The organism is uncultured Varibaculum sp., assembly GCF_902489465.1.
Lineage (GTDB): Bacteria > Actinomycetota > Actinomycetes > Actinomycetales > Actinomycetaceae > Varibaculum.
Genome location: NZ_CABTZZ010000007.1, coordinates 52589 through 73105, shown reverse-complemented (window position 1 = coordinate 73105; position 20517 = coordinate 52589). Strand labels below are relative to the sequence as shown.

General features: G+C 52.0%; 16 protein-coding genes and 4 tRNA genes. 10 read left to right on the top strand and 10 right to left on the bottom strand.

Annotated features, from left to right (window positions below; all coding sequences use genetic code 11):
* Positions 1 to 132: 132 nt before the first annotated feature.
* The 4 genes from RDM26_RS02650 to RDM26_RS02635 all read left to right on the top strand — a co-directional run bounded on the left by RDM26_RS02650 (position 133) and on the right by RDM26_RS02635 (position 6198).
* Complete coding sequence (locus RDM26_RS02650) at positions 133 to 921, top strand: ATP-binding cassette domain-containing protein (protein WP_307737497.1); 789 nt, start codon at positions 133 to 135, stop codon at positions 919 to 921.
* 71 nt (positions 922 to 992) lie between these two features.
* Positions 993 to 2330: a glutamine synthetase beta-grasp domain-containing protein gene (locus RDM26_RS02645; RefSeq protein ID WP_307737496.1), complete on the top strand. Its 1338-nt coding sequence runs from the start codon at positions 993 to 995 to the stop codon at positions 2328 to 2330.
* A 2-nt stretch (positions 2331 to 2332) separates the two neighbouring features.
* On the top strand, positions 2333 to 5467 hold the full coding sequence (locus RDM26_RS02640) for a bifunctional [glutamine synthetase] adenylyltransferase/[glutamine synthetase]-adenylyl-L-tyrosine phosphorylase (RefSeq protein ID WP_307737495.1): 3135 nt from the start codon (positions 2333 to 2335) through the stop codon (positions 5465 to 5467).
* A 29-nt stretch (positions 5468 to 5496) separates the two neighbouring features.
* Complete coding sequence (locus RDM26_RS02635) at positions 5497 to 6198, top strand: histidine phosphatase family protein (protein WP_307737494.1); 702 nt, start codon at positions 5497 to 5499, stop codon at positions 6196 to 6198.
* A gap of 74 nt (positions 6199 to 6272) precedes the next feature.
* Here the strand turns inward: RDM26_RS02635 and RDM26_RS02630 are convergent, their stop codons facing one another.
* Complete coding sequence (locus tag RDM26_RS02630; RefSeq protein ID WP_307737493.1) at positions 6273 to 6977, bottom strand: DUF4191 family protein; 705 nt, start codon at positions 6975 to 6977, stop codon at positions 6273 to 6275.
* 135 nt (positions 6978 to 7112) lie between these two features.
* On the opposite strand from RDM26_RS02630, the gene RDM26_RS02625 reads away from it, so the two are divergent.
* Complete coding sequence (locus RDM26_RS02625) at positions 7113 to 8003, top strand: hypothetical protein (protein ID WP_307737492.1); 891 nt, start codon at positions 7113 to 7115, stop codon at positions 8001 to 8003.
* Positions 8004 to 8131: 128 nt separating this feature from the next.
* Here RDM26_RS02625 and RDM26_RS02620 read toward each other — a convergent pair whose 3' ends face one another.
* Together RDM26_RS02620 and RDM26_RS02615 are read right to left on the bottom strand one after the other, a co-directional pair.
* Complete coding sequence (locus RDM26_RS02620; protein WP_307737491.1) at positions 8132 to 10462, bottom strand: BCCT family transporter; 2331 nt, start codon at positions 10460 to 10462, stop codon at positions 8132 to 8134.
* A gap of 67 nt (positions 10463 to 10529) precedes the next feature.
* Positions 10530 to 11444: an SPFH domain-containing protein gene (locus RDM26_RS02615; protein ID WP_307737490.1), complete on the bottom strand. Its 915-nt coding sequence runs from the start codon at positions 11442 to 11444 to the stop codon at positions 10530 to 10532.
* Between the two features lie 222 nt (positions 11445 to 11666).
* Between RDM26_RS02615 and RDM26_RS02610 the strand changes: the two genes are divergently transcribed.
* The 3 genes from RDM26_RS02610 to RDM26_RS02600 all read left to right on the top strand — a co-directional run bounded on the left by RDM26_RS02610 (position 11667) and on the right by RDM26_RS02600 (position 11926).
* A tRNA-Gly gene (locus RDM26_RS02610) sits at positions 11667 to 11739 on the top strand.
* A 41-nt stretch (positions 11740 to 11780) separates the two neighbouring features.
* Positions 11781 to 11851, top strand: a tRNA-Cys gene (locus RDM26_RS02605).
* A gap of 1 nt (position 11852) precedes the next feature.
* Positions 11853 to 11926, top strand: a tRNA-Val gene (locus tag RDM26_RS02600).
* A gap of 53 nt (positions 11927 to 11979) precedes the next feature.
* Here the strand turns inward: RDM26_RS02600 and RDM26_RS02595 are convergent.
* The 7 genes from RDM26_RS02595 to RDM26_RS02565 form a co-directional block, all read right to left on the bottom strand.
* Positions 11980 to 12846: a hypothetical protein gene (locus RDM26_RS02595; RefSeq protein WP_307737489.1), complete on the bottom strand. Its 867-nt coding sequence runs from the start codon at positions 12844 to 12846 to the stop codon at positions 11980 to 11982.
* Between the two features lie 101 nt (positions 12847 to 12947).
* Positions 12948 to 13688 carry a molecular chaperone TorD family protein gene (locus tag RDM26_RS02590; protein ID WP_307737488.1) on the bottom strand — a complete coding sequence of 247 codons (741 nt, stop codon included), beginning with the start codon at positions 13686 to 13688 and terminating at the stop codon, positions 12948 to 12950.
* Positions 13689 to 13698: 10 nt separating this feature from the next.
* Positions 13699 to 14706: a DmsC/YnfH family molybdoenzyme membrane anchor subunit gene (locus RDM26_RS02585; protein WP_307737487.1), complete on the bottom strand. Its 1008-nt coding sequence runs from the start codon at positions 14704 to 14706 to the stop codon at positions 13699 to 13701.
* Between the two features lie 40 nt (positions 14707 to 14746).
* Entirely contained in the window at positions 14747 to 15433 is a 687-nt protein-coding gene (locus RDM26_RS02580; protein WP_278605937.1) for a DMSO/selenate family reductase complex B subunit, read from the bottom strand.
* Positions 15434 to 15613: 180 nt separating this feature from the next.
* A complete protein-coding gene (locus tag RDM26_RS02575) occupies positions 15614 to 15964 on the bottom strand; it encodes a hypothetical protein (protein ID WP_307737486.1) in 351 nt (116 codons plus the stop codon).
* A 36-nt stretch (positions 15965 to 16000) separates the two neighbouring features.
* Positions 16001 to 18571, bottom strand: a complete 2571-nt coding sequence (locus tag RDM26_RS02570) for a DMSO/selenate family reductase complex A subunit (protein ID WP_307737485.1) — start codon at positions 18569 to 18571, stop codon at positions 16001 to 16003.
* A 454-nt stretch (positions 18572 to 19025) separates the two neighbouring features.
* A tRNA-Leu gene (locus tag RDM26_RS02565) sits at positions 19026 to 19116 on the bottom strand.
* A 163-nt stretch (positions 19117 to 19279) separates the two neighbouring features.
* Here RDM26_RS02565 and RDM26_RS02560 point away from each other — a divergent pair.
* On the top strand, positions 19280 to 19981 hold the full coding sequence (locus RDM26_RS02560) for an HAD hydrolase-like protein (protein WP_307737484.1): 702 nt from the start codon (positions 19280 to 19282) through the stop codon (positions 19979 to 19981).
* Positions 19982 to 19997: 16 nt separating this feature from the next.
* Complete coding sequence (locus tag RDM26_RS02555) at positions 19998 to 20507, top strand: nucleoside triphosphate pyrophosphohydrolase family protein (RefSeq protein WP_307737483.1); 510 nt, start codon at positions 19998 to 20000, stop codon at positions 20505 to 20507.
* Positions 20508 to 20517: the final 10 nt, after the last annotated feature.

Genomic DNA, 20517 nt, shown 5'->3' with positions numbered 1-20517 from the left:
TCGCCAGAGCTCCACAGGCTAGAGTAGCGGCGCGGTGATGATTTTGAGATGGACGGGGGGGACGAGGCAACCGCCGGAGAAGTGCCCCCCCTGCGCCACTTATCGGCAAGCACACTGGTTAAGATGGGACATATGGATACTCTGCTCCGATTAAAACACGTCAGTTTTATGCGTGGAGGAAACCCGATCCTTCAGGATGTTTCCTTCAAAACCAAACTGGGAGAGAACTGGGTAATTCTCGGCCCCAATGGGGCAGGGAAAACCACTCTAGTATCGATCCTGGCTGCGCGTAGCTATCCCTCCAGTGGGAAAGCCAAAGTTCTAGGGGAACGTCTAGGGGCAGTACCGGTACAAGAATTACATGAACGGGTGGGGCTGTGTTCAACTGCGGCGCTGCGGGTAATCCCGCGCTCGCAAACCGTGAAGGCACTAATCCTTTCGGCCGCCTACGGGACTATGGTGCGCGGACGGGATCAAGATTTCGAAGATATCGACTATCAGCGCCGCGCAAACCTGATGGAATTATTCGGGGTGGCAGGTCTACAAGACCGCAAGATATCTACGCTTTCCGATGGGGAACGCCAGCGGGTATTGATTGCTCGGGCTTTAATGGCTGATCCGGAGATCCTGCTTTTGGATGAACCGGTAGCGGGGGTGGATCTGCAGGCTCGCGAACTTTTACTTTCCGCTCTCGATGAGCTCAGTTCGGATCCAAAGTCACCACAGATCGTGATGGTCACCCACCATTTAGAAGAAATACCGGCATCCTTCAATCGTGCAGCCTTGATGAAGGAAGGTAAAATCATGGCTAGCGGTGATATCGATCAGGTTCTGACCAGTGAAAATCTCTCAAAGGCATTTAGTTTGCCGCTCAAATGTGGACGCAGCGGCGACGGGCGTTGGTGGGCGCACGCCCGGTAGTATCCGGTAAGCGTCCAAGCTGGAACAAATAACTTTGCACCCCAAATATCGGTAAAGAGTAAGGAAGAATCGTGGACTCAGCGCAAGAGGATGTACTACAAAAGATTGCGGAACTGGGAGTAAAATTCATCCGCCTGTGGTTTACAGATGTATCTGGCTCCCTAAAATCAGTGGCGATTGACCCCGCAGAACTTGAGGACGCCTTTAACGAGGGGATCGGGTTCGATGGTTCCGCCATTGAAGGCTTTACTCGCGTCTACGAATCTGACATGTTGCTGCGTCCCGATGCCTCTACTTTTCAAATCTTGCCGTGGCGAGGTGAGGACGCCGAAGTCGGGCGGATGTTTTGCGATGTCTATACCCCGGATCTGCAGCCCGCCAGGTCCGATCCTCGCCGCGTACTAGAGCGGCAATTAGAGCGCGCCGCCGATCTTGGTTTTACTTTCAATATTCACCCCGAAATTGAGTTCTACCTGCTAGAGCCGCCAACTTCCTTGGATGAGCCACTGCGTCCTATCGACAATGCTTCCTATTTTGATCATGTGCCTAACGGGGGAGACAACTCTTTCCGCCGCCGAGCAGTGGCAATGCTGGAAGAAATGGGAATTTCCGTAGAGTTTTCGCATCACGAAAACGGGCCGGGGCAAAATGAAATCGATCTGCGCGCCTCTGATGCCCTGACCGGATCCGATAACATCATGACTTTCCGGATCCTGATTGAAGAGATCGCGATGCAAGACCGGATGGTGGCCACCTTTATGCCGAAGCCCATGGCGGGGCAGGCCGGCAGCGGGATGCACACCCATATGTCACTTTTCGAGGGCGAGCAGAACGCCTTTTACGATGGTGCCAGTGATATTTATCAGCTCTCTGCCACCGGACAGGCTTTTACCGCCGGGCTGCTCTCTCACGCGCGTGAATACTCGGCGGTGGTAAACCAGCATGTTAACTCCTACAAACGCCTTTGGGGAGGCTCGGAGGCGCCCTCATATATTTGTTGGGGACACAATAACCGCTCGGCGCTGGTGCGGGTGCCGCTGTATAAACCAGAAAAAGCCGGCGATGCTCGCATCGAATATCGCGGAACAGATCCGGTCGCTAATCCCTATTTAGCCTATGCCTCGCTGCTGGCTGCGGGGCTAGATGGGATTGAAAAAGAAATGAAACTGCCCCTAGAAACCGAGGACGATGTCTGGCGCCTATCTGATAAAGAACGCCGCGCCCAAGGAATCCCCGCCCTACCTCTGACTTTAGAAGAAGCCGTTTCGGAGCTGCGCCAATCCGAGTTCATGGCCAAGGTATTGGGGGAGGAAGTTTTTGCCTATGTACTGCGGAATAAAGAACGGGAATGGCGTGAATACTCGGCACAGATAACCCGGGGAGAACTAGCAAAGTTCTTGCGAGTATAGCTATGGCTAGGAAAGTTAGTCTCGCTTCGCGCCTGCGCTCTAGCGGGGTTACCGAAGTTGCTCGCGCCGAAAGCTGGGTAAGTAGCCCGGTCTTTGCCCCGCTAGTACAAAATGAAGACTTTTGGCGGGAACTGTCAGCGTCTGCCTACCCAGACCAGGTGCTAGTGTGCTTAATCAATCTATTAGAGGCAATAGAGGGGACGGGAGACTACCTGGCTGAGAACCCTCGTCAGCGTGCCCTGGTGATAGCTATTTGCGGAGTTTCGCGTTTTGCAGGTGATTACCTCAATAGCCATCCGCAGCTCCTGTCGCAGCTAGAAGCCTCACAGTCAGAGGCGTATTGGGATGGTAAACGCTATCAAGTCAGTCAAGAACTAGATTTTATTGAGCGCTACCGCACCCAGGTCCGCCAAGAAATTTTACAGGCTGTTAATGCCCAAGAAATCCGCAGCGATACCTGGATAGCTCCGGAAAAAAATCTCAATGATCTGCGTCGCGCCTACCGCGCCCAGCTATTGCAAATAATTGCGGAGGACGCCTCACATCCCGATCCCTTAGCTTTCTTTTCCGTAGTAGCCGGAAAACTCAGTGCCCTAACAGATGCTACTTTAGAAGGCGCCCTCGCCTTGGCACGCGGAAAATACGATCCCGCAGGCGAGGTAGATTTCGCGGTGATTGCCCTGGGTAAAACGGGAGCTGGAGAGCTTAACTATCATAGTGACATCGACCTGATTTATGTGGCTGAGCCGGCTGAAAATGGCAGTTTGAATGAAGAAGAGGCTCTTAAGATAGCTTCCCGCTTAGCAATCGGTATTTCGGCTGCGTGCTCGGGACCAGGAGTCGAGATGCCGCTGTGGCCAATAGACTTAGCTCTGCGACCAGAGGGTCAAGATGGAGCTACTTGTCGCACTGTAGCTGCTCACGCCAAGTATTACCAAAAATGGGCAAAAACCTGGGAGTTTCAGGCGCTGTTAAAGGCGCGGCCGGCAGCTGGATCTCCCCGAGTGGCGGATGCCTATATGCAGGCAGTATGGCCGCTAGTGTGGACAGCAGTCGAGCGGGAAGGGTTCTTCAGTGACACTCGAGCAATGCGGATTCGAGTAGAAGAATCAATCCCTAGCCCTACAGCTGGCCGAGAACTTAAACTGGGGCCGGGCGGGCTGCGCGATATCGAGTTCTCGGTACAATTGTTGCAAATGGTGCATGGACGCACCGACGATAGTCTGCGAGTACGCCCCACGCTACAAGCGCTAGACGCTCTCGCTCAGGGTGGATATATCGGCCGAGATCCTGCCCGTCAGCTGGCAGACGCCTACCGGTTTTTGCGGGTTGTCGAACACCGGATGCAAATGCAGCGGATGGCGCGCACCCATTTATTCCCGCAAAACCGCGAAGACGAGCGCCGGGTCGGCAGGTCTTTGCCTCAAGAGAGTTTTGGGAAAAGCGGAGAGCTCACCAGCTATTGGGAAAAGTTGAAACCACAGATCCGCGCCCTGCAACAAGATGTTTTCTACCGCCCCTTGCTGCCGGCAACCGCGGGGCTGTCCAAAGCCGAAGCCGCTCTCAATCCCCAGGCGGCAGCCGATCGCCTCCGCTTGGCCGGATATCGGGACACTCGCGGAGCCTTAGGACATATTGCGGCTCTGACTTCCGGAGTTTCTCGGCGCAGCCAAATCCAGAGCCATATTCTGCCGGTGCTGCTCGGCTGGCTGGCTGAGGGGCCTTTCCCCGATGCTGGCTTGCTGCGTTTTCGTCGCCTCTCGGAAGCAATCGGGAAATCCCATTGGTATATGGGACTGTTGCGGGACTCATCCCGGGTTGCTCACCGCTTGTGTACTATTTTGTCGCTCAGCCCCTATATCGCCCAGCGTCTTGAACATGTACCGGAAGCGGTACAGTGGCTAGACGATGATGAAAAGCTCGCTACCCGCAGTTACGCTCAACTTTATGCCGAAATGGAGGCCTTATCGCGGCGTCACCGGGACAGCTCGGCAGCGATCGATTTGATTCGCCAAACCCGGGGGCGGGAATTGCTGCGTTGTGCCTTAAGAGATGTGGTTAACCATCTAGATCCCATTTCTACCCAGGCGGCCATTACCACGATTAATGATGCGACCATTGCTGCCGCCAGCCAAGTAATCCTGCGCGAGCTGTCGGCTAAAGAGAAAAACCTTCCCCGAATCGCTCTAGTAGCGATGGGGCGCGGAGGAGGACGCGAATCTGCATATGCTTCCGATGCCGATCTGTTAGTGGTGCATTCTGCGTTAATTGATCCGCGTTGGAGCGAACCCGGGACGGTTGAAACTATCCCGGCCCCGCGAACGGAAACCACTTCTGACGGTGCTTCATTGCGTGCGAACGCTAAACTGCCTGCCCCGGAGGCTTCCCGGATTGCGGTGCTGTTTGCGACGCGGCTGCAAGAAGAAATGAATCGGCCAGCAGCTGCCCCCAGTTTGAAAATAGACTACGGACTGCGTCCCGAGGGCGAGGATGGAGTGCTTTCTCGCTCCTTAACGGCTTTGCGTGACTACTATGAACGTTGGGCCGAGCCTTGGGAGACGCAGGCGTTGCTGCGAGCGCGCGTCTTTTATGGCGACCAGGAGCTAATAGCCCGTTTCACTAAAACTATTGATCCGATTCGTTATGAACGTCCGCTTGATGAGGGCGCTACCCGGCAAATACGCCTGCTTAAAGCTCGTATGGAAAATGAGCGAATTCCCGGAGGGCAGGATGCTTCGCTGCACGTAAAACTGGGTCCGGGAGGACTTAGTGATGTGGAGTGGGTTGCCCAATTGCTACAGCTGCAGGGAACAGTTTCCTGTCCCCAGCTGCGGGTAACGGGGACCTTGGAAGCCTTAAAGGTAGCTGCCGAACAAAGAATGCTATCGGATGCCGACCTAAAAGTCTTGACCGAGGCCTGGAAGTTGGCGTGTCGAATCCGCTGTGGAAATGTCTTGGTTACCAATCGCATGAGTGGCAATAAACTGGATTACCTGCCTACTGCTACCGCTCCTGCCTATGCCCTGGCACGGCTGCTGGGGTATGCTTCCGGCAAAGAGAATGATTTACGGGAAGACTATTTACGCATGGCTCGCCGCGCTCGTGCGGTCACGGAGAGGGTATTTTACAATTCTTAAAAAGCAGGAATAGGACGAAAGAGGAACAGATGAAACTGGTTTTGATGCGGCATGGGCAAACTAACGCAAATCTTACTGGAGCCCTGGATACCGCCGAGCCGGGTTCGCCCCTTAATGCCGAGGGGGAGCGGCAGGCACAAGCGGCGGTAAAGACTTGGGGAGAACTCGGTCTGCCTGCCCCCCAACTTATCGTGACCTCGAATCTGATTCGTACCCACCAAACCGCCCGGCCGTTGGAAGAACGATTCGCCCTTACCCGGATACAAAACGGGGGTGCTAATGAAGTGCAGGCGGGAAAGCTAGAAATGGCCAGGGATATGGCATCAGTCGAGCAATATGTGCGTACTATCGGAGCCTGGATGCAGGGAGAGACCCAGGTAAGGATGGAGGGGGCAGAAAGCGGCGCAGAAACTTTGGCACGTTTTAACCAGGTGGTCGCGGAGGCCGCAGATGAGGTAGGTGCTGATGGGTGCGCGGTAATTGTCGCGCATGGTGCGATTATTCGCTATTGGTCGTATATGAATAGCCCGGAGATTACTTTCGCTCTAGCAGCGACGAAACCGGTTTCCAATGCTTCACTATCGGTTTTCGAGGGCGAGCCCGGAAAGTTTTCCGCCCGCATCTGGTCTTCGCGTCCGGTAGAGGATTGGGAAGTTGACGAAAGTGTAACTGAACTACGCCCCTCGAAAGCCCTCCTGGATAAAGTACTCGGCACTCCTAAAAAAGCCTAGTAAGTGACTAATAAACTACCGAAGTAGCTTTAGTAGTGGCCGGAGATAACCGCTATCTCCAGGTTTTGCGGCGCTCACTTTCCGCGCAGCATCCGGCGGTTAATCTTTGCTTTGTTGGGATCTACTCCGCCGGGGAGACGATAGGCTTTATTTTGTAAAGATTGCAGCCGTTGTCCCACAATCGGAACCTCGTCCTTGCTGATTTCCTTCTTTAAGCGATTAATGGTTTTAAGGAGTTTGGAGATCGGAACCTGATTTTTCCCTTGTCCTGTCTGGATCTTATGAATAGGTACCGAAGGTGCCACCCGATGACATTTGCGTTCTTGCTCATTTAACAGCTCACCAGCCCGCGAGGAGGGGCCTTCGGAGATTAGGACAATCCCCGGCCGACCTACCAGACGGTACACCAAGTCTTGTTTGCGGTTAAACGCTACTGGTTCTTCTTCGACAATCCAACCGCGTTTAATGGAACGCAAGATTGCGTACACATTGCCTTTAACTCCCTCTAGCTGCTTATACATGGCGTTATTAGCCAGACGGGTAAGCAGGGTAGTCGCCAGCAGCATTCCTACCGTGGCTGCAATTATGATGTAGAAGATGGTGCGTCCTACGCTCACCGAGGTGAGTAGACAGATTATTAGCACTAGCAAAGGAACCGCTAAGAGGATGGCTAGCATCGCCCAACCGATCCACGAATAGGTACGTTTGGTTACGCGGTAAACATCCGCGAAGTTGTTCCACCAGTGCTTCTTTTTCTGCGGGTTATTTTGTGTAGCCATGATGATCTAAGCTTATCGAAAAAATTTGTAAATCGTATATTGCGCGGGTATCCCCAAAGCAAAGTTGGGAATAGTTTTACTGGCGATCGTGGATAAAGCAGTGACAAATGAGGATGGAAGCACTTTAGTGGAGACATGGAAACTAAACATGCCCTAAACATTCTGGCTTGTCCTCAGCGAGGTAAGCAAAAAAATATCGTGGACGCCGCAGGTAGCAACTGGATAGCACTGGCGGTAGACGCTGAGCAAGCGGCGTTATTAAAACTGATAGTACCGCAGGGGAGAACTATTTTTCCCTGTCCTCATTTGATAGCTGATGACCAGGGAAAAAACTGGCTCCTGCGCCCCGATTATTCCCAAAATTTGTTAGCTGGTAATAAAAATAGCCAACCCGCAGAAATAAAAAGCGGTAGGGGACTGGGGGCGGTAGCACCTGGCGGAAAGTTGCTAAAAACAACGGGACATAGGATCGAGACAGCACCTAGAAAACCGGGTATTGCCAGGGCTAATAGCGTCGAGAAGTTTGCTGTATCCGTTCCGTCAACACAAAAAATTGTAAACCCTAGCCTAGATCTGACTGCAGTGCGCAGCCCCGCAACCGACTCAAAAGGAAAAAAACCTTTGTTTAAGCCGGCAGGTAACCCCCCAGCAGTTGCCCTAGCTGGGAGGCCTACTTTACCAGGGAAACCTTTAGTTGCAGGAAAACGCGTGGCCGCTCCGAACTCGGTATTTGCCCCAAAGATGGAGCCAGAAAAAACAGCCTCTCCGGCCAGAGCGGTTGGCCGCGCTCCGGCTCCCGCAAGTACACTCGCCTCGGCCAATGAAACCTATCTGGTTAAACCCAGGTGGCAGAGACTAAAAGCCAAGGCTAACCGGGAGGCAGCGGTAACTGAGCAGACTAACTTGGGGGATATTGAGATTCTCACCGAGCCTGTCTCCGCCTGGAAACTGTGGTTGCGTCGCATGATACCGCCAGCTTCTGTGGCCTTACTTGCCCTCGGCTCTTGGCAGCTCGCGGTAGGCTAGTAAATCCTGTCGTTGAGTCACTGTTTCAGCTAACACCGCCAACCACGCCCTAGTCGTCTCTAGGGGGCGGTGGCACCTGGCAAAACCGGTACGTCGCTTTGTCCGGTGCATCGTCAGAAATAAACCAGCTACTTTGTGCTATTCCTGGCAGTCTCGGTAGAAGAATCAGCGGGTGCTGAGCTAGTTTCCTCGGTTCCGTTTTCTGGATCGACTGAGGTATCCTCCACGCTGTCTGAGGGAACCGGATGCCCCTCGGGATCTTTATAGGTTTCTTCCTCTTCGTCCCAATAGACCGGGTTGCCCTGCTTATCTAGATAAGTCTGGGAGGAATAATCATAATCAATGGGATTACCTTCGGTATCGGTGCGCCGATACCATTCAGTTAGTTCGGGGGCAGTGGAATCAAATTCTGCGCCCGCTCCTTCTCCTTCTTTAGTGGGAACCACTACGATCTTGAAGTCATCACCATAGCTCTTTAGACCGCCTACTACGGCTTTAGAAAGCGCGGAACGTTCAAAGTTGCGTCTAATGGTGAAAGGATCTCGCGATAGATCCCGCAAGAGAGCGATGATCATGGCAGCCACAATAATCGCAAACGGCAAGGAGGTTACGATAATCAAATTCTGCATTCCCTGTAGGGCGTCCTGACCACCAACCAGCATGCCGACTACCGCGATACCGGCCAGACAAAGTCCCCAGAAAACCGTGATTTTACGATCCGGAACCGGTTTGCCCTGCTGAGAAAGTGAACCCATTACCACCGAAGCAGAATCGGCAGAGGTAATAAAGAAAATAGCTAAGCAGATCATCGCGATTACTGAAGTTATTTTACTGAGTGGCAAATTTCCGAGTAGGGCAAATAACATCACTTCTGCCCCTTCTTCTAAAGGCATATCTGTACCCTGAATCTGCATATACATAGTGGTTCCGCCGTAGATGCAGAAGGAAATTAGACACACCAGGGTGGGGGCAAGTAACACTCCGGTTACAAACTGACGTAAAGTCCTGCCACGCGAGATGCGGGCAATGAATAGTCCTACGAAAGGAGACCAAGAAATCCACCACGCCCAGTAGAACACTGTCCAGGCAGAAACGAACTGTCCTGCCTCCGGTCCGAACGAAGGAGAGGTAGATAGCAAACCAAATAAATCGGATAGGTAGTTCATCAAAGTGGAAGGCACCAGGTTCAAGATGAACACGGTCGGGCCAGCAAAAAAGATGAACGCCATGAGGCAAAAGGCTAGCCCCATGTTGATATTGGAGAGCAAGCGGATTCCGCGCGAGATTCCCGAGACCGCTGAAGCGATGAAGGCTGCAGTTAGCACCGAAATAATCAGGAATAGGCCGGCATTACCGATTTTCCCGATGCCGGTAACCAGCTCGGCGCCGCGGGCAATCTGTAAGGCTCCCATCCCCAAGGAGGCACAGGTGCCAAAGAGGGTGGTGGTAATCGCCAACATGTCGATTATTTTTCCAATCCCCCCCTGGGCAAATTTGTGTCCGAGCAGGGGCTCAAAAATGGAAGAAATTAAAGGTACCCGTCCGCGTCGGTAAGTTCCGTAAGCGATCGCGCAACCCACTAGGGCGTAAATCGCCCAGGCATTGAGCCCCCAATGCAGCATCGTTTGTGACATGGCGTCATTGAGTGCCTGATAGGTTCCCGGTTTAGCATTGGAATGGGGGGCAGGATCGGTAAAATAGATCATCGGCTCATAGGGGCCGAAGAACAGCAGCCCGATCCCCATGCCGGCGCTGAACATCATGGCAATCCAAGAACCATAGGAATATTCGGGTTCTTCGTTATCTCGCCCCAAAGGAATATTTCCATAGCGCGAAAGCCCTATGAAAATCATAAACAGTAAAATAATGGCAGCCAAAATAGAGAATAACCAGCCAGTATTATCTACCACCCATTGCAAGACCACTTCGGATACGCTACGCAGAGAATCGGTAGAGATAAGCCCCCACAGAATAAACCCGAGAACTAAGGTGCCGGTGCATAAGAACACCACCTTGTCAGTCCGGTACTTGATGATCTGCTCGTCAATTGCAATACCGCGGACCAATCCCGGATGCATACCATGAGGATAAGGAACCTTATGCAACAGATTTTGGGTCTGCTCCTTGGCGATCCGGGTTCCACGTTTCCAGGCACTGGGGTGTAATTCGCTGGGGGTATGTGCCTTAGCTTTGCTTTCGGGCTCCGCTGGGGGAGCAGTAGCTGTTTCCTTGGAGACAGGATGATGGGAAAGCGTATTGCGCAAGTGTTCGCTGCGCGATGCCAACCCGTGAACTCGGTCGCGATCGGATCGTTCTAACTGGGAAATCCGGCGATCATATTTCTCCAGAAGCTGACGTAATTCTTCCCCTCGTCCGGGGTGCTTTCCCCGTGGATGTCTAGAGCCGCGCGGTCGGTTTTCTGTGGGCTGTTTGCGATTATCTTTATTATTCTTAGTCATACTCAGTTATATTCGTTAGCTATTATTAAACTGCCACTATTGCCACCGCATTGTGCGGCTAGCTGCCTTATTTTATTTCCTGTCCCGCTGCTTTTAAGCCCGCCACTAAAGATGTGCGGATTTCCTCCATTGTATTAGTGACCCCGCTGGGATTAGACGGCAACATCAGGGTCTGGGTGTTTGAATACTTTGCCACCTCGGCCAGGGTATCAAAGTATTGGGTCATCAAGAGAATCTGTTGTGCCTGGTCACCTATACCGGCGTCCCGTAAGGATTCGTATTGTTCTACCAATCCTTCCACTATGGCGCGCCTTTGCAGAGCGATGCCTTCACCCTGGAGGCGCTTAGACTCTGCATCGGCTTCAGCTTGTTTAACCAGCTTAATTTTATCGGCTTCTGCTAGTTGGATAGCAGCTTCCCGCTCCCGCTGAGCAGCGTTAATGGAATTCATAGAATCTCTCACTCGCTTATCGGGGTTTATATCGGTAACCAGCGAGTTGACGATCCGAAAACCGTAGCGTGCCATTTGTTCGCCCAAAGAAATCTCAATCTCTTGGGCAATCGTGTCTTTTGAAGAGAAGGCTTCATCCAGGTTCAGCTGGGACAGGGAAGAACGTACTCGGTCGAATACATAGGAAGTTATCTGCTGGGCGGGGTTAGACAGGGAATAGAACGAGGCCGCCGAATCTTGTACCTGGAACTGTACCGAAACCGGGATCGCTACGAACACGTTATCTTTGGTTTTGGTTTCTACCACCAGATCCAGTTGCTGGATCCGGCGTTCCACAATTTTGGCGATGCGGTCGATAATTGGAATCTTAATATTTAGACCGGGGGTACAAACCCGCCTATACTTTCCAAAACGTTCGATAATCGCTTCGGTCTGCTGTTTTACGATAAAAATTGCGGAGTATAACAGGTACCCGATCAGTACTAATAGCAGTATTGAGATCAGCGTGCTGCTACCTACAATCCCGGTCATTGGTGACTCCTCCTAGAAATAGTCCTGGCTTGGCGGACAGTTAGAGAATATCAACCCCACCTGTGATCCGCGCTTTGAAAAATTAAACGTTATCCAGCTAGGGTTTTTACTGCCGGAAAGTTTCCAAATCCTAAAATCCCAGCTTAAAGTAGCTGTGAGCAGACCCACGTAAAGTCAGTTTGGTAATCCATAGGTCTTTATAGATATACTTTCATACGCAACGCGGATGTAGCTCAGTTGGTAGAGCATCACCTTGCCAAGGTGAGGGTCGCGAGTTCGAGTCTCGTCATCCGCTCGATTTAGAGGGCGTCGCCAAGCGCGGCGCTCTTTGATTATGGTGGGTTGGTCGAGTGGTTAGGCAGCGGCCTGCAAAGCCGTGTACACGGGTTCGAATCCCGTACCCACCTCGGGCGATTGGCGCAGCTGGTTAGCGCGTTTCCTTGACACGGAAGAGGTCGCTGGTTCGAGTCCAGTATCGCCCACCGGTTTCGTCCCCCCATGCGGACGCTTTATTTTTTATGTCAGATCCTTAGTCTTAGACCCCTCGCAGTTTTTCCTGTAGCTGTGGGGGCAGGGTTTTTAAAACCTCTTTTGGCATTGCGGCCGAAAACGGATTTTTCTCCTCGTAGCTGCAAAGCGTGCACAGCTCGCCCTCGTTGGACGGATGCGGGTTGCGACAGCGTTGGCATTCACTCATTTCCTGAGTCTCTTCCCGGGTTTTTAAAGCGGTGAAAATCTCGAGGGAACGCTGGCTGGCGATCTCGGTTTCAGAGTGCTCTGGGCAGTAGCGGACTGCCAAACGGCAATTTGGGCAAAGTCGACGCCAATTACTGCCGGCTGCCGACAGGTTAAAATCCTTATTTTCGGGGCATAGACGGATCTGCGAGCGACAGGCGTCGCAGCGCAGGACGTGGATGACATCTATCCGTTCCAGTAATGGTAGAAAGTTTTCGGAAGCGTCATTATCGGCTGGGGATTCCGTTGATAGGCAACGGTCATGATCTTCTGGGGAATGGATCGCGCCGGCTACTCGGTTTTCGACCCGTTTTTCTCTACCTAGCAGATGGTAAGCCTGGAAGGTACGAACCGCGTGGGAGGCTCCCAGAGTTAAAGGAGAACCATTTGACACCGGTAGTAAGAGGCGGCGGGGCAGCGGCACCGAATCTAAACTGACTTCCCGAGGACGGCGGGGAGCTTTTTTAGGCGGGCAATAGGTAGCTATTAAGGATCCGAGGCGCGTCCTGGCCACTGCTAACTTTTCATCGAGGCTACTGGCACACTGCGCGCATCCTAGAATCTGCAGGCCATGAATCTCACTAGCTAACAGTTGCGCCCCTAAATCAGCGTTGAAGCTTTCCCCTAAGCATCCCTGCCAGGTCAGAAGGACATCTTTCTTTCCCACTTTGACATCGGGTAGAGACTCACACTTAATAACTAGCGTGTTTATGGGGTCTTGCGCGCTAATCCATCGGAGCAGGGACGAAAAACCACGGGGAAGCAAAACTAACTATCCTCAACTGGCAGACGGCGAGTTAGCGGAACCGGGACGGGGCCAGAGGAGACTTCTTGAGGAGGACGCACTTTGGGGGCGATTTTTAGCTCATACCCCGCAGTAAGTAGCTCTTGCTGCCATTGTGAAAGCGTCTCTGTGGACAGAATTAAGACCGTGCGGAGCCATTGGGTTTTTGCAAGTTTTTCGCCCTCGAGACAGAAATCGGGTGCCCAAGTTAGCAAATGCTCACCGCTAAAGCCACAGAGCACCCCCATTGTCTGTTCGCCTTGTTCTTGCTCTCCGCCCGCGAAACAATCTGCAGCTTTTAACAGACATTTGCTTACAAAGTCCATCTCCAGTCCGATATGGTCATCAGGTTCTTGGCCTAGATGGGGAGCCTGAAAACCCATGGCGCCATAATAACGGCGAACCTGCACGGTCTCGTCGTCAAAAACTAAACCATCATCACAGCGATGTACCGATTCAAACGGAGGTAGCTGGGCGCTGCCGGTGATTCCATACAGATTATTCTGATCCGACCAGAGCGTATAAATATCTTCTTCACTGGGGTTAGAAGCTAGCTCGCTGCGCAGGTCTGCTAGAGCCTGAGTGCCCTTCGAGGTCAGGGGGAGTGGCCATTGATCAGTCATTGCTAGAAAGTCTTTGACCACGCCCTGATCGGGAGGAGTCAGGTGCAGGGCACCCAGGACACAAAAAGCAGCCGCGTAAGAATCTAGTACCTTTGAATCCATAGATTTAATGCTATCCCAATAAGGTATTGATGCCTGCGCGAACCAACCCTTCGTAGTGTAGCCCTCGCCCGATTAGCTCGGTCACAAAAGCAAGGAGGAAGGTTACCCAAAGCGTGATCACCAGGGAACGCTTGGGGTAAGCAGTATCCGAGATATAGCTGCGCAATACCAGAGCTATCAGCAAGACCGTGACCACCAGTAACAATAACCGAATCAGTAGATAGCCATGGGCGGTCATATTATGCGCTACTTGCCGTTCTATCGGGCTGCCTAGTCCCAACTGAGTCATAAAGAACGCGTAGGACATCAAAATAATTAGGCCGGCCGCCGCGGCGATCCCAGTGGTAAGCCTCATGGAGCGCTTGGTCAATTCGATTAAGCCCTCTGGAAGCTTTCCGGCAGGAAACAGGCCGCGCCGCAAACCAGCTTTGAAGCCTTTGCTGTCGGCATCCGAATTCTTATCACTGGCTCCGCGCTGTTTCATCCGCCAAGTGGTTAGCAGGGCAATCGCCACTGCTAAGGAGCCGGTAAATAAAGCGGAACAGAAGAAACTGACCCAAACAAACCAGGTGTTCCAGGCTGGAACGGTATCAGTAAAGTAGTAAATCCCGCACATGGAAATGATCAAGCAAAGACCAAATATAGCGGTTAAAGCCGCGAATATATCTCTAACGGTACGGCTAAAACGGTTAAACCATTGAGTGAGCGCAAAGATCAGTCCGAACAGCGCATAGAGCACCCCGAAGATCAGTTCGCGTGAGAGCCAAGACGATCCCAGGTGTAACAGGGTATAGGGTGCATGGAAGGGATCGTTCAGATGGAAAAACGCGGCAAAGAATCCCAGAATTAGCAGCGGTCCGGCTGCGTACAACCCCGCGTTGGTCAGGCTGTCGATTGCAGACTGTTTAACGCCTGCCCGCCGACCAATCAGCTGGATAATTCCCAGGATCCAAAATGCCCCTACTGACATTTGAGCGACAGTAGTAAAGATAATCATGGGCAGTTCGCCGATATGCATGATGCTCCTTAACCTAGCGGGTGAATAAGATGTTCAGATTTTAAATCTCTTTAGGACTTTGGATGATGCCGCTGCCTTTATCCCAGTCTTGGGCATCACGGTGTGGTTTGATTACCAGGTGTGGCTGAGTGATGGATGGATCCGGCAACGGGGCGATTCCGGCCTCATCTCCGAATTCCTTGCGCAGTTCCTCAATAGGCCCCCAACCAAGAGCACGAGTCGGACAAGCATCTACACAGGCCGGGTTCTGTCCCTGGCTGCGATAGTCATAGCACAAGTCGCATTTAGACATGTGTCCGCTGCGGGCATCCAATTGGGGAGCACCGTAGGGACAAGCCCACTGACAGTAGCGACAGCCTACGCATTTGGATTGGTCTACATAGACGGTGCCATCTTCGCGCTGGGTCATAGCGGTAGTCGGGCATACCTGAACACAAACTGGGTTCTCGCAGTGGTTGCACGCTACCGAAGTGTAGTAACTAAAAACATTGTGACGGAAAGTACCGTCAGTTTCATTTACTTTCCAAGAACCGCCGGTATATTCAATTACCCGTCTCCAGGTCATACCTACTGGCAAATCATGCTTATCTTTACAAGCGATTTGGCAGGCCTTACAACCGTTACAAAGGTTCTGATTAAAAACAAACCCATACTTGGCGCCTTTTTTGGTTAAAGGCTCAGTTAAAGTGTTGTTCCTGCTGGGAGTAGGAATCGCATCGTCGGCCATCGCGTCCTCCTTGCAAAGACTGTGGTAAATACGTCAGGCAGCCCGGTTTGCTGCCATTTATTGCTATGTGATTGTGACTTTTTTGTGGGCTATACAAACAGGTTTAATAATCTCTAGGAAACACCTATTGCTATTTTTCCTGTTAATACGAAACTATTTTTCTATTTAAGGTACAGATATTTATTTTGCGTATTCTGCATTTAAGGAGCCGGCATTTTTTAGCACCTCCCCGGATTGGGTAGCTGACTGGGCCCACGCCTCAATTTCTTCTTGAATGGTCTCGCGAATCATCTGTTTGGGGCTATAGCTAGAAAGGTTGAGATTGCGCAAAACTTTTAAGTTTTCTAGATCTTCGGGGGTAAGCCCCGCAAAATCCCCTGAGGTTTCTTGTCGCAACTTCGCTGACCAATCCCGGAAACTGGTTAAGACTCTACGTAGTGCCGTTAGCCCTTGCGCCACGTTCTTCGGTCCTAAAACCAGGGCAGCGATCACCGCCAGCACCAAGAATTCGCTGCCGCTGATTCCGAACATTATCTCTTACCTCTTACCTATAGCTATTTCTAGTAGTTATGCCTTTACTACCTGCGCCAAAATGGTGTGAACTCCCATACCTTTCGCAATCGGAGTCGGGTGCAGGGAAGTTAAGGTGTTAACTGAACCAGCTACATCGACCGGTTTCTTCGGGTTTGCTCCCGCCGGAGGAGTAACTTCCGACGCCGGCTTGGGGTCATACCAGGCACCTTGGGGAACCGAAATGGTCCCCGGCACAATCCGGGTCGTGACTTTGGCCGGCAGTCGCAGGGTGCCACGTTCGTTATAGATGAACACCAGATCATCATTCTTGATTCCCCGCTCTTCGGCATCTTTCGGATTCATCCACACGGTTTGGATATGGGCTTCCTTCAGCCACTCAACGTTTCCATAGCTAGAGTGAGTACGAGCCTTGAAGTGATGGCCAATGACCTGCAGCGGATACTTCTTGTTCGTAGCGGCGTCCTCGGCTCCTTCCCAGGTGACTAGGTGAGCAGGAATCGGGCAAAGTTCGTCACCGTCTAGACGAGGACGGAAATCTCCGAAGGTCCACTTCTTTGCCATGTTTTCTAGGCGTTGGGAATAAATTTCAATCTTTCCACTGGGGGTACTGAGCGGATTCGCTACCGGGTCTTTACGGAAGTCTTCCAAGGGGATACTCGGTCCCGCGTTGCGACGAACAATCCCGACTTTCTTCCACTCTTCATAGGTAGGTAGGGTGGGATCTTCGGCACGACCGGTCTCGACAATTTCTTTAAGCCATTGTTCGCGGGTCTTGCCCCCGGTGAACTTGTCTTTAATTCCCAGACGGTCAGCTAGCTCGGTGCAAATATCAAAAATAGATTTGCATTCGTAAAGCGGCTTGATGGCTTGCTGAGAAACAATCCCGTAAGCCATCGGGGAAGCGTTTTCACCGTGATGGTAATCGGATTCTTCCGAGGTAGAAGTACCGGGCAGCAGATAATCGGAGTAGCGTGCGCTGACCGTATGCATAATGTCGCAGGTGACGATGAGTTCGCACTTAGTGTCATCCTGTAGGATCTCTACTGACTTATTGTTGTCACCGGTTTGGTTCACGGTTGAGTTTGAGCCGTAGGCAAATACTGCCTTGATGGGAACTTCTAATTTGGTGTTGGTGGGGTTCCCGGCCTCATCTACCGGTACTTTCAGGGCGCGAACTCCCGGTTCTGGTTTGACGCCTACTCCGGCATTGAAAGTGTCCATCTTGGGGCCGTGATCAATTGCGTCTAACCAGCTGAAAACGGAGATAATTTTCTCTGAAGGATTGGCGACTTCGGTGATGAAAGTCTGGGTAATAGGTAGGGATGGTCCGCCTTCTCGTGCGCCGGTGCCTCCGCCTTTAATACCGATGTTCCCAGTTACGCAAGCCAGCAGGAAAATCGCGCGGGCAATACCTTCTCCATTTGCGTGACGCTGCGGTCCCCAGCCTTGATTAATAGTACAGGGTTTAGCGGTAGCGATTTCACGGGCAAGACGGCGAATATCTGAGGCTGGGACGCCGGTAATTCTAGCGGCCCACTCTGGAGTTTTAACCGTCTTATCTTTACCTTTGCCCTGCAGGTACGAAAGGTAGGAGGCATTCTTAGGGGCGCCCTCGGGCATATGAGCTTCATCAAAACCGACACAGTATTTATCTAAGAAAGCTTGATCATGCAGGTGTTCTTCTACCATCACGTAAATCATGCCCGCGATGAGGGCGGCATCAGTGCCGGGGCGCAGCGCCACCCACTCGTCACCCAAAGCTACTGAGGTTTCCGAATAGCGCGGATCGATCACGATGGTTTTAACCCCAGATTTACGTTTAGCAGCCTGAGTTACGAAAGTTTGTCCCCCTCCTGACATGCGAGTCTCTAGAGGGTTGTTGCCAAACATTACCTGCAGTTTAGAGTTTGCGGCATCATCAAAGCTGTTGCCGGCTACCCATTCGCCGTAGAAGTAAGGGTAAGCTTGGGTGATGTTAGTCGTGGAATAATCAGAGTAGTGATCCAGATATCCCCCATATAGGGAGAGCATCCGCGCCATGGGAGTGGTTTCTGGCGGCCAGGAGCAAGCCATAGTAGAACCTAAAACCCCGGTTCCGTATTGGATATAGAAGCACTCATTGCCGTATTTGGATTTCAGCGCCTTCATCTTTTCGGCAATCTCATCGAGGGCTTGTTCCCAGGAGATTTCCACCCATTGTCCTTCGCCACGTTTAGTGCCCGGCTTGCGTTTCATGGGTTTCTTTAACCGGTCGGGATTGTAAATCCGCTGCCTAATAGCGCGTCCGCGTGGGCAGGCGCGTACCTGCTGACTGCCGAGCTCATCGTTACCAGTGTTGTCAGGTAGGACTCGTACAACGCGGCCATCTTTAACCTGTAGCCGTACCGGGCAGCGAGAACCACAGTTCACGGTGCAAGCTGACCAGACCGTTTTATCTACATCAGTGCGACCGGTGCCATTGGGGACGAGCTTCCCATTCTTGTCGGGGGAGTAGGACGAGGGGGTAGCACAGGCTACCAGTCCGGTAGTGCTGCCAGCTATCGCCGACCATTTTAAGAAGGTACGTCGAGAAGGACGGATATTCGCCGGTTGCTTCGATGGCATAATTTTCTCCTTACCGCATAACCATTCCACCCACGCTGGTGAACTTGCACTCATTCTAAGCCTTGTACAGCTGAAAAATTAGGAGTATTACTTTTTGAATTATTTATCCGAAAAATCGCGGATTAATCAATAAATTGTCCGTACAAAATAGAAAAAAATTTTCCTAGGGACGTAAGTCCTGGGTGGGAAATGTCGGGAAATAGGTAAGGGACACCTTTCGTTATTGATATCGGCGCCTTGAAAGCTATCGAATCGAAAGTCAGAGTAGAGATTTGAGTGCCTTTCGGGAAGGAGCTTTCGGCCAACGTAGGCTGAGGCGCTGTTCATACGCGCAACACTTGAGGCCGCAGGAATACCCGCTTAGTTGCTGGGAAAACACGGTTACACCGTAGGAATCCGGGTAGAAAATAGAAAAACTAACCGGTGGCACCAGACAAGTTCAGGACAAAACAGTTGGTGCGCGGGAAGGGACTTGAACCCTCACGGCCGTTAAGTTGGCCACTAGCACCTCAAGCTAGCGCGTCTACCAATTCCGCCACCCGCGCTCAAGGACAACAGAGAGATTAGCACATCTTGGTGCTGGCGGAAAAGCGAAGGGAAAGTGGTTGGGGAAAGCGTTTTGATTTACCGGGGACGAAAGTTGCCTACAATGAGGGCGGGGTCTAGCGCCCTAAAGAATCGCAAGCTACTGAGCAGAAATGAGGGTTTGTGGGGCAGCGTTATTTTGACACCGTGGTTTTCGACATGGATGGTACCTTGACCGATTCGGTTCCCTTGATCACCGAAGCGGTTGCGGAAGTGATCTCTCACTATCGCCTGCCTCCCCAATCTCCCCGGCAGCTCAAACGGTTTGTAGGGCCACCGCTACGTATCGGATTTAAACGGTATCTGGAGTTACCTGAAGCTCTATTAGATGAGGCAGTGGAAGTTTACCGGCGCTATTATCGCCCCCGCATGACTGAAGTACCGCTATTTTCAGGAATAGAAAACCTGCTCCGTCGCTTACACCGTGACGGTCTGAAAACTGCTGTTGCTTCTTCCAAACTGGAAGAACTGGTACGCGATATCGCGGAGGCAACTGGGATGAGCCCCTATCTGGATTGTGTGGCGGGAACCCAAGAAAAGGCGGGAACCAGCGCTGAGAATCCTTCTGATGTGGCTAATCCTCAAATAAGACGCGGTAAAGAAGGGGTAATTCGCTACGCCCTCGACCAGTTAGCTACCCTTGCTCCGCCCGGGCGAGTAGTGATGGTGGGGGATCGCGCGGACGATTATCAGGCGGCTTGCAATATCGGTATCGACGTTATCGGGGTTTCTTGGGGAGCCGGTAGCCGGGAGGAATTTCCCGGAGCCCCCTGGGTAACATCAGTATCAGAACTGCAAAATATGCTGCTTTCAACTTCGAAATAGGAAAGGGAAGAATTTAATGAATGAGGCCGCACCAGCCCAGCAATTTGCCAGGGAGCAATGCGAACAGCAGATGCCGGATCCGCATCGTCCCGAAGATTTAGTTCGCCAATTTCATGAGGTCTACGGACTGCCAATTCAACACGATGAGCCAGATGTAGATCGTGAACGGGTACATATGCGCATGCGCCTAATATACGAGGAAGTTAGCGAGCTGACCGGCGCAGTTTATGGAGATAAAGCCCGCCGGATGCTAGAAGAGACTATTTCCTCTCTGCCCGATGATGGCACTCGGGACACCATAGAAACCGCTGATGCCCTCGCCGATTTGATATACGTCATTTACGGAATGGCACTGGAATGCGGCATTTCGTTGCCGGCAGTACTGCGGGAAGTGCAGGCCTCAAATCTTTCTAAACTGGATGGTGAAGGCAAACCAATTTATCGCGAAGATGGAAAAGTTCTCAAAGGAGATAATTTTTTCCCTCCCAATGTCAAATCTGCCTTAAAAATCCGCATTCCTGAGTAGGATAGTTACT

What these genes read in the sequence shown, in the direction of transcription:
- RDM26_RS02650 (WP_307737497.1), top strand. Translation starts at nt 133, where the DNA reads ATGGATACTCTGCTCCGATTAAAACACGTCAGTTTTATGCGTGGAGGA.
- RDM26_RS02640 (WP_307737495.1), top strand. Translation starts at nt 2,333, where the DNA reads ATGGCTAGGAAAGTTAGTCTCGCTTCGCGCCTGCGCTCTAGCGGGGTT.
- RDM26_RS02635 (WP_307737494.1), top strand. Translation starts at nt 5,497, where the DNA reads ATGAAACTGGTTTTGATGCGGCATGGGCAAACTAACGCAAATCTTACT.
- RDM26_RS02630 (WP_307737493.1), bottom strand. Translation starts at nt 6,977, where the DNA reads ATGGCTACACAAAATAACCCGCAGAAAAAGAAGCACTGGTGGAACAAC.
- RDM26_RS02625 (WP_307737492.1), top strand. Translation starts at nt 7,113, where the DNA reads ATGGAAACTAAACATGCCCTAAACATTCTGGCTTGTCCTCAGCGAGGT.
- RDM26_RS02620 (WP_307737491.1), bottom strand. Translation starts at nt 10,462, where the DNA reads ATGACTAAGAATAATAAAGATAATCGCAAACAGCCCACAGAAAACCGA.
- RDM26_RS02615 (WP_307737490.1), bottom strand. Translation starts at nt 11,444, where the DNA reads ATGACCGGGATTGTAGGTAGCAGCACGCTGATCTCAATACTGCTATTA.
- RDM26_RS02590 (WP_307737488.1), bottom strand. Translation starts at nt 13,688, where the DNA reads ATGGATTCAAAGGTACTAGATTCTTACGCGGCTGCTTTTTGTGTCCTG.
- RDM26_RS02585 (WP_307737487.1), bottom strand. Translation starts at nt 14,706, where the DNA reads ATGCATATCGGCGAACTGCCCATGATTATCTTTACTACTGTCGCTCAA.
- RDM26_RS02580 (WP_278605937.1), bottom strand. Translation starts at nt 15,433, where the DNA reads ATGGCCGACGATGCGATTCCTACTCCCAGCAGGAACAACACTTTAACT.
- RDM26_RS02575 (WP_307737486.1), bottom strand. Translation starts at nt 15,964, where the DNA reads ATGTTCGGAATCAGCGGCAGCGAATTCTTGGTGCTGGCGGTGATCGCT.
- RDM26_RS02570 (WP_307737485.1), bottom strand. Translation starts at nt 18,571, where the DNA reads ATGCCATCGAAGCAACCGGCGAATATCCGTCCTTCTCGACGTACCTTC.
- RDM26_RS02555 (WP_307737483.1), top strand. Translation starts at nt 19,998, where the DNA reads ATGAATGAGGCCGCACCAGCCCAGCAATTTGCCAGGGAGCAATGCGAA.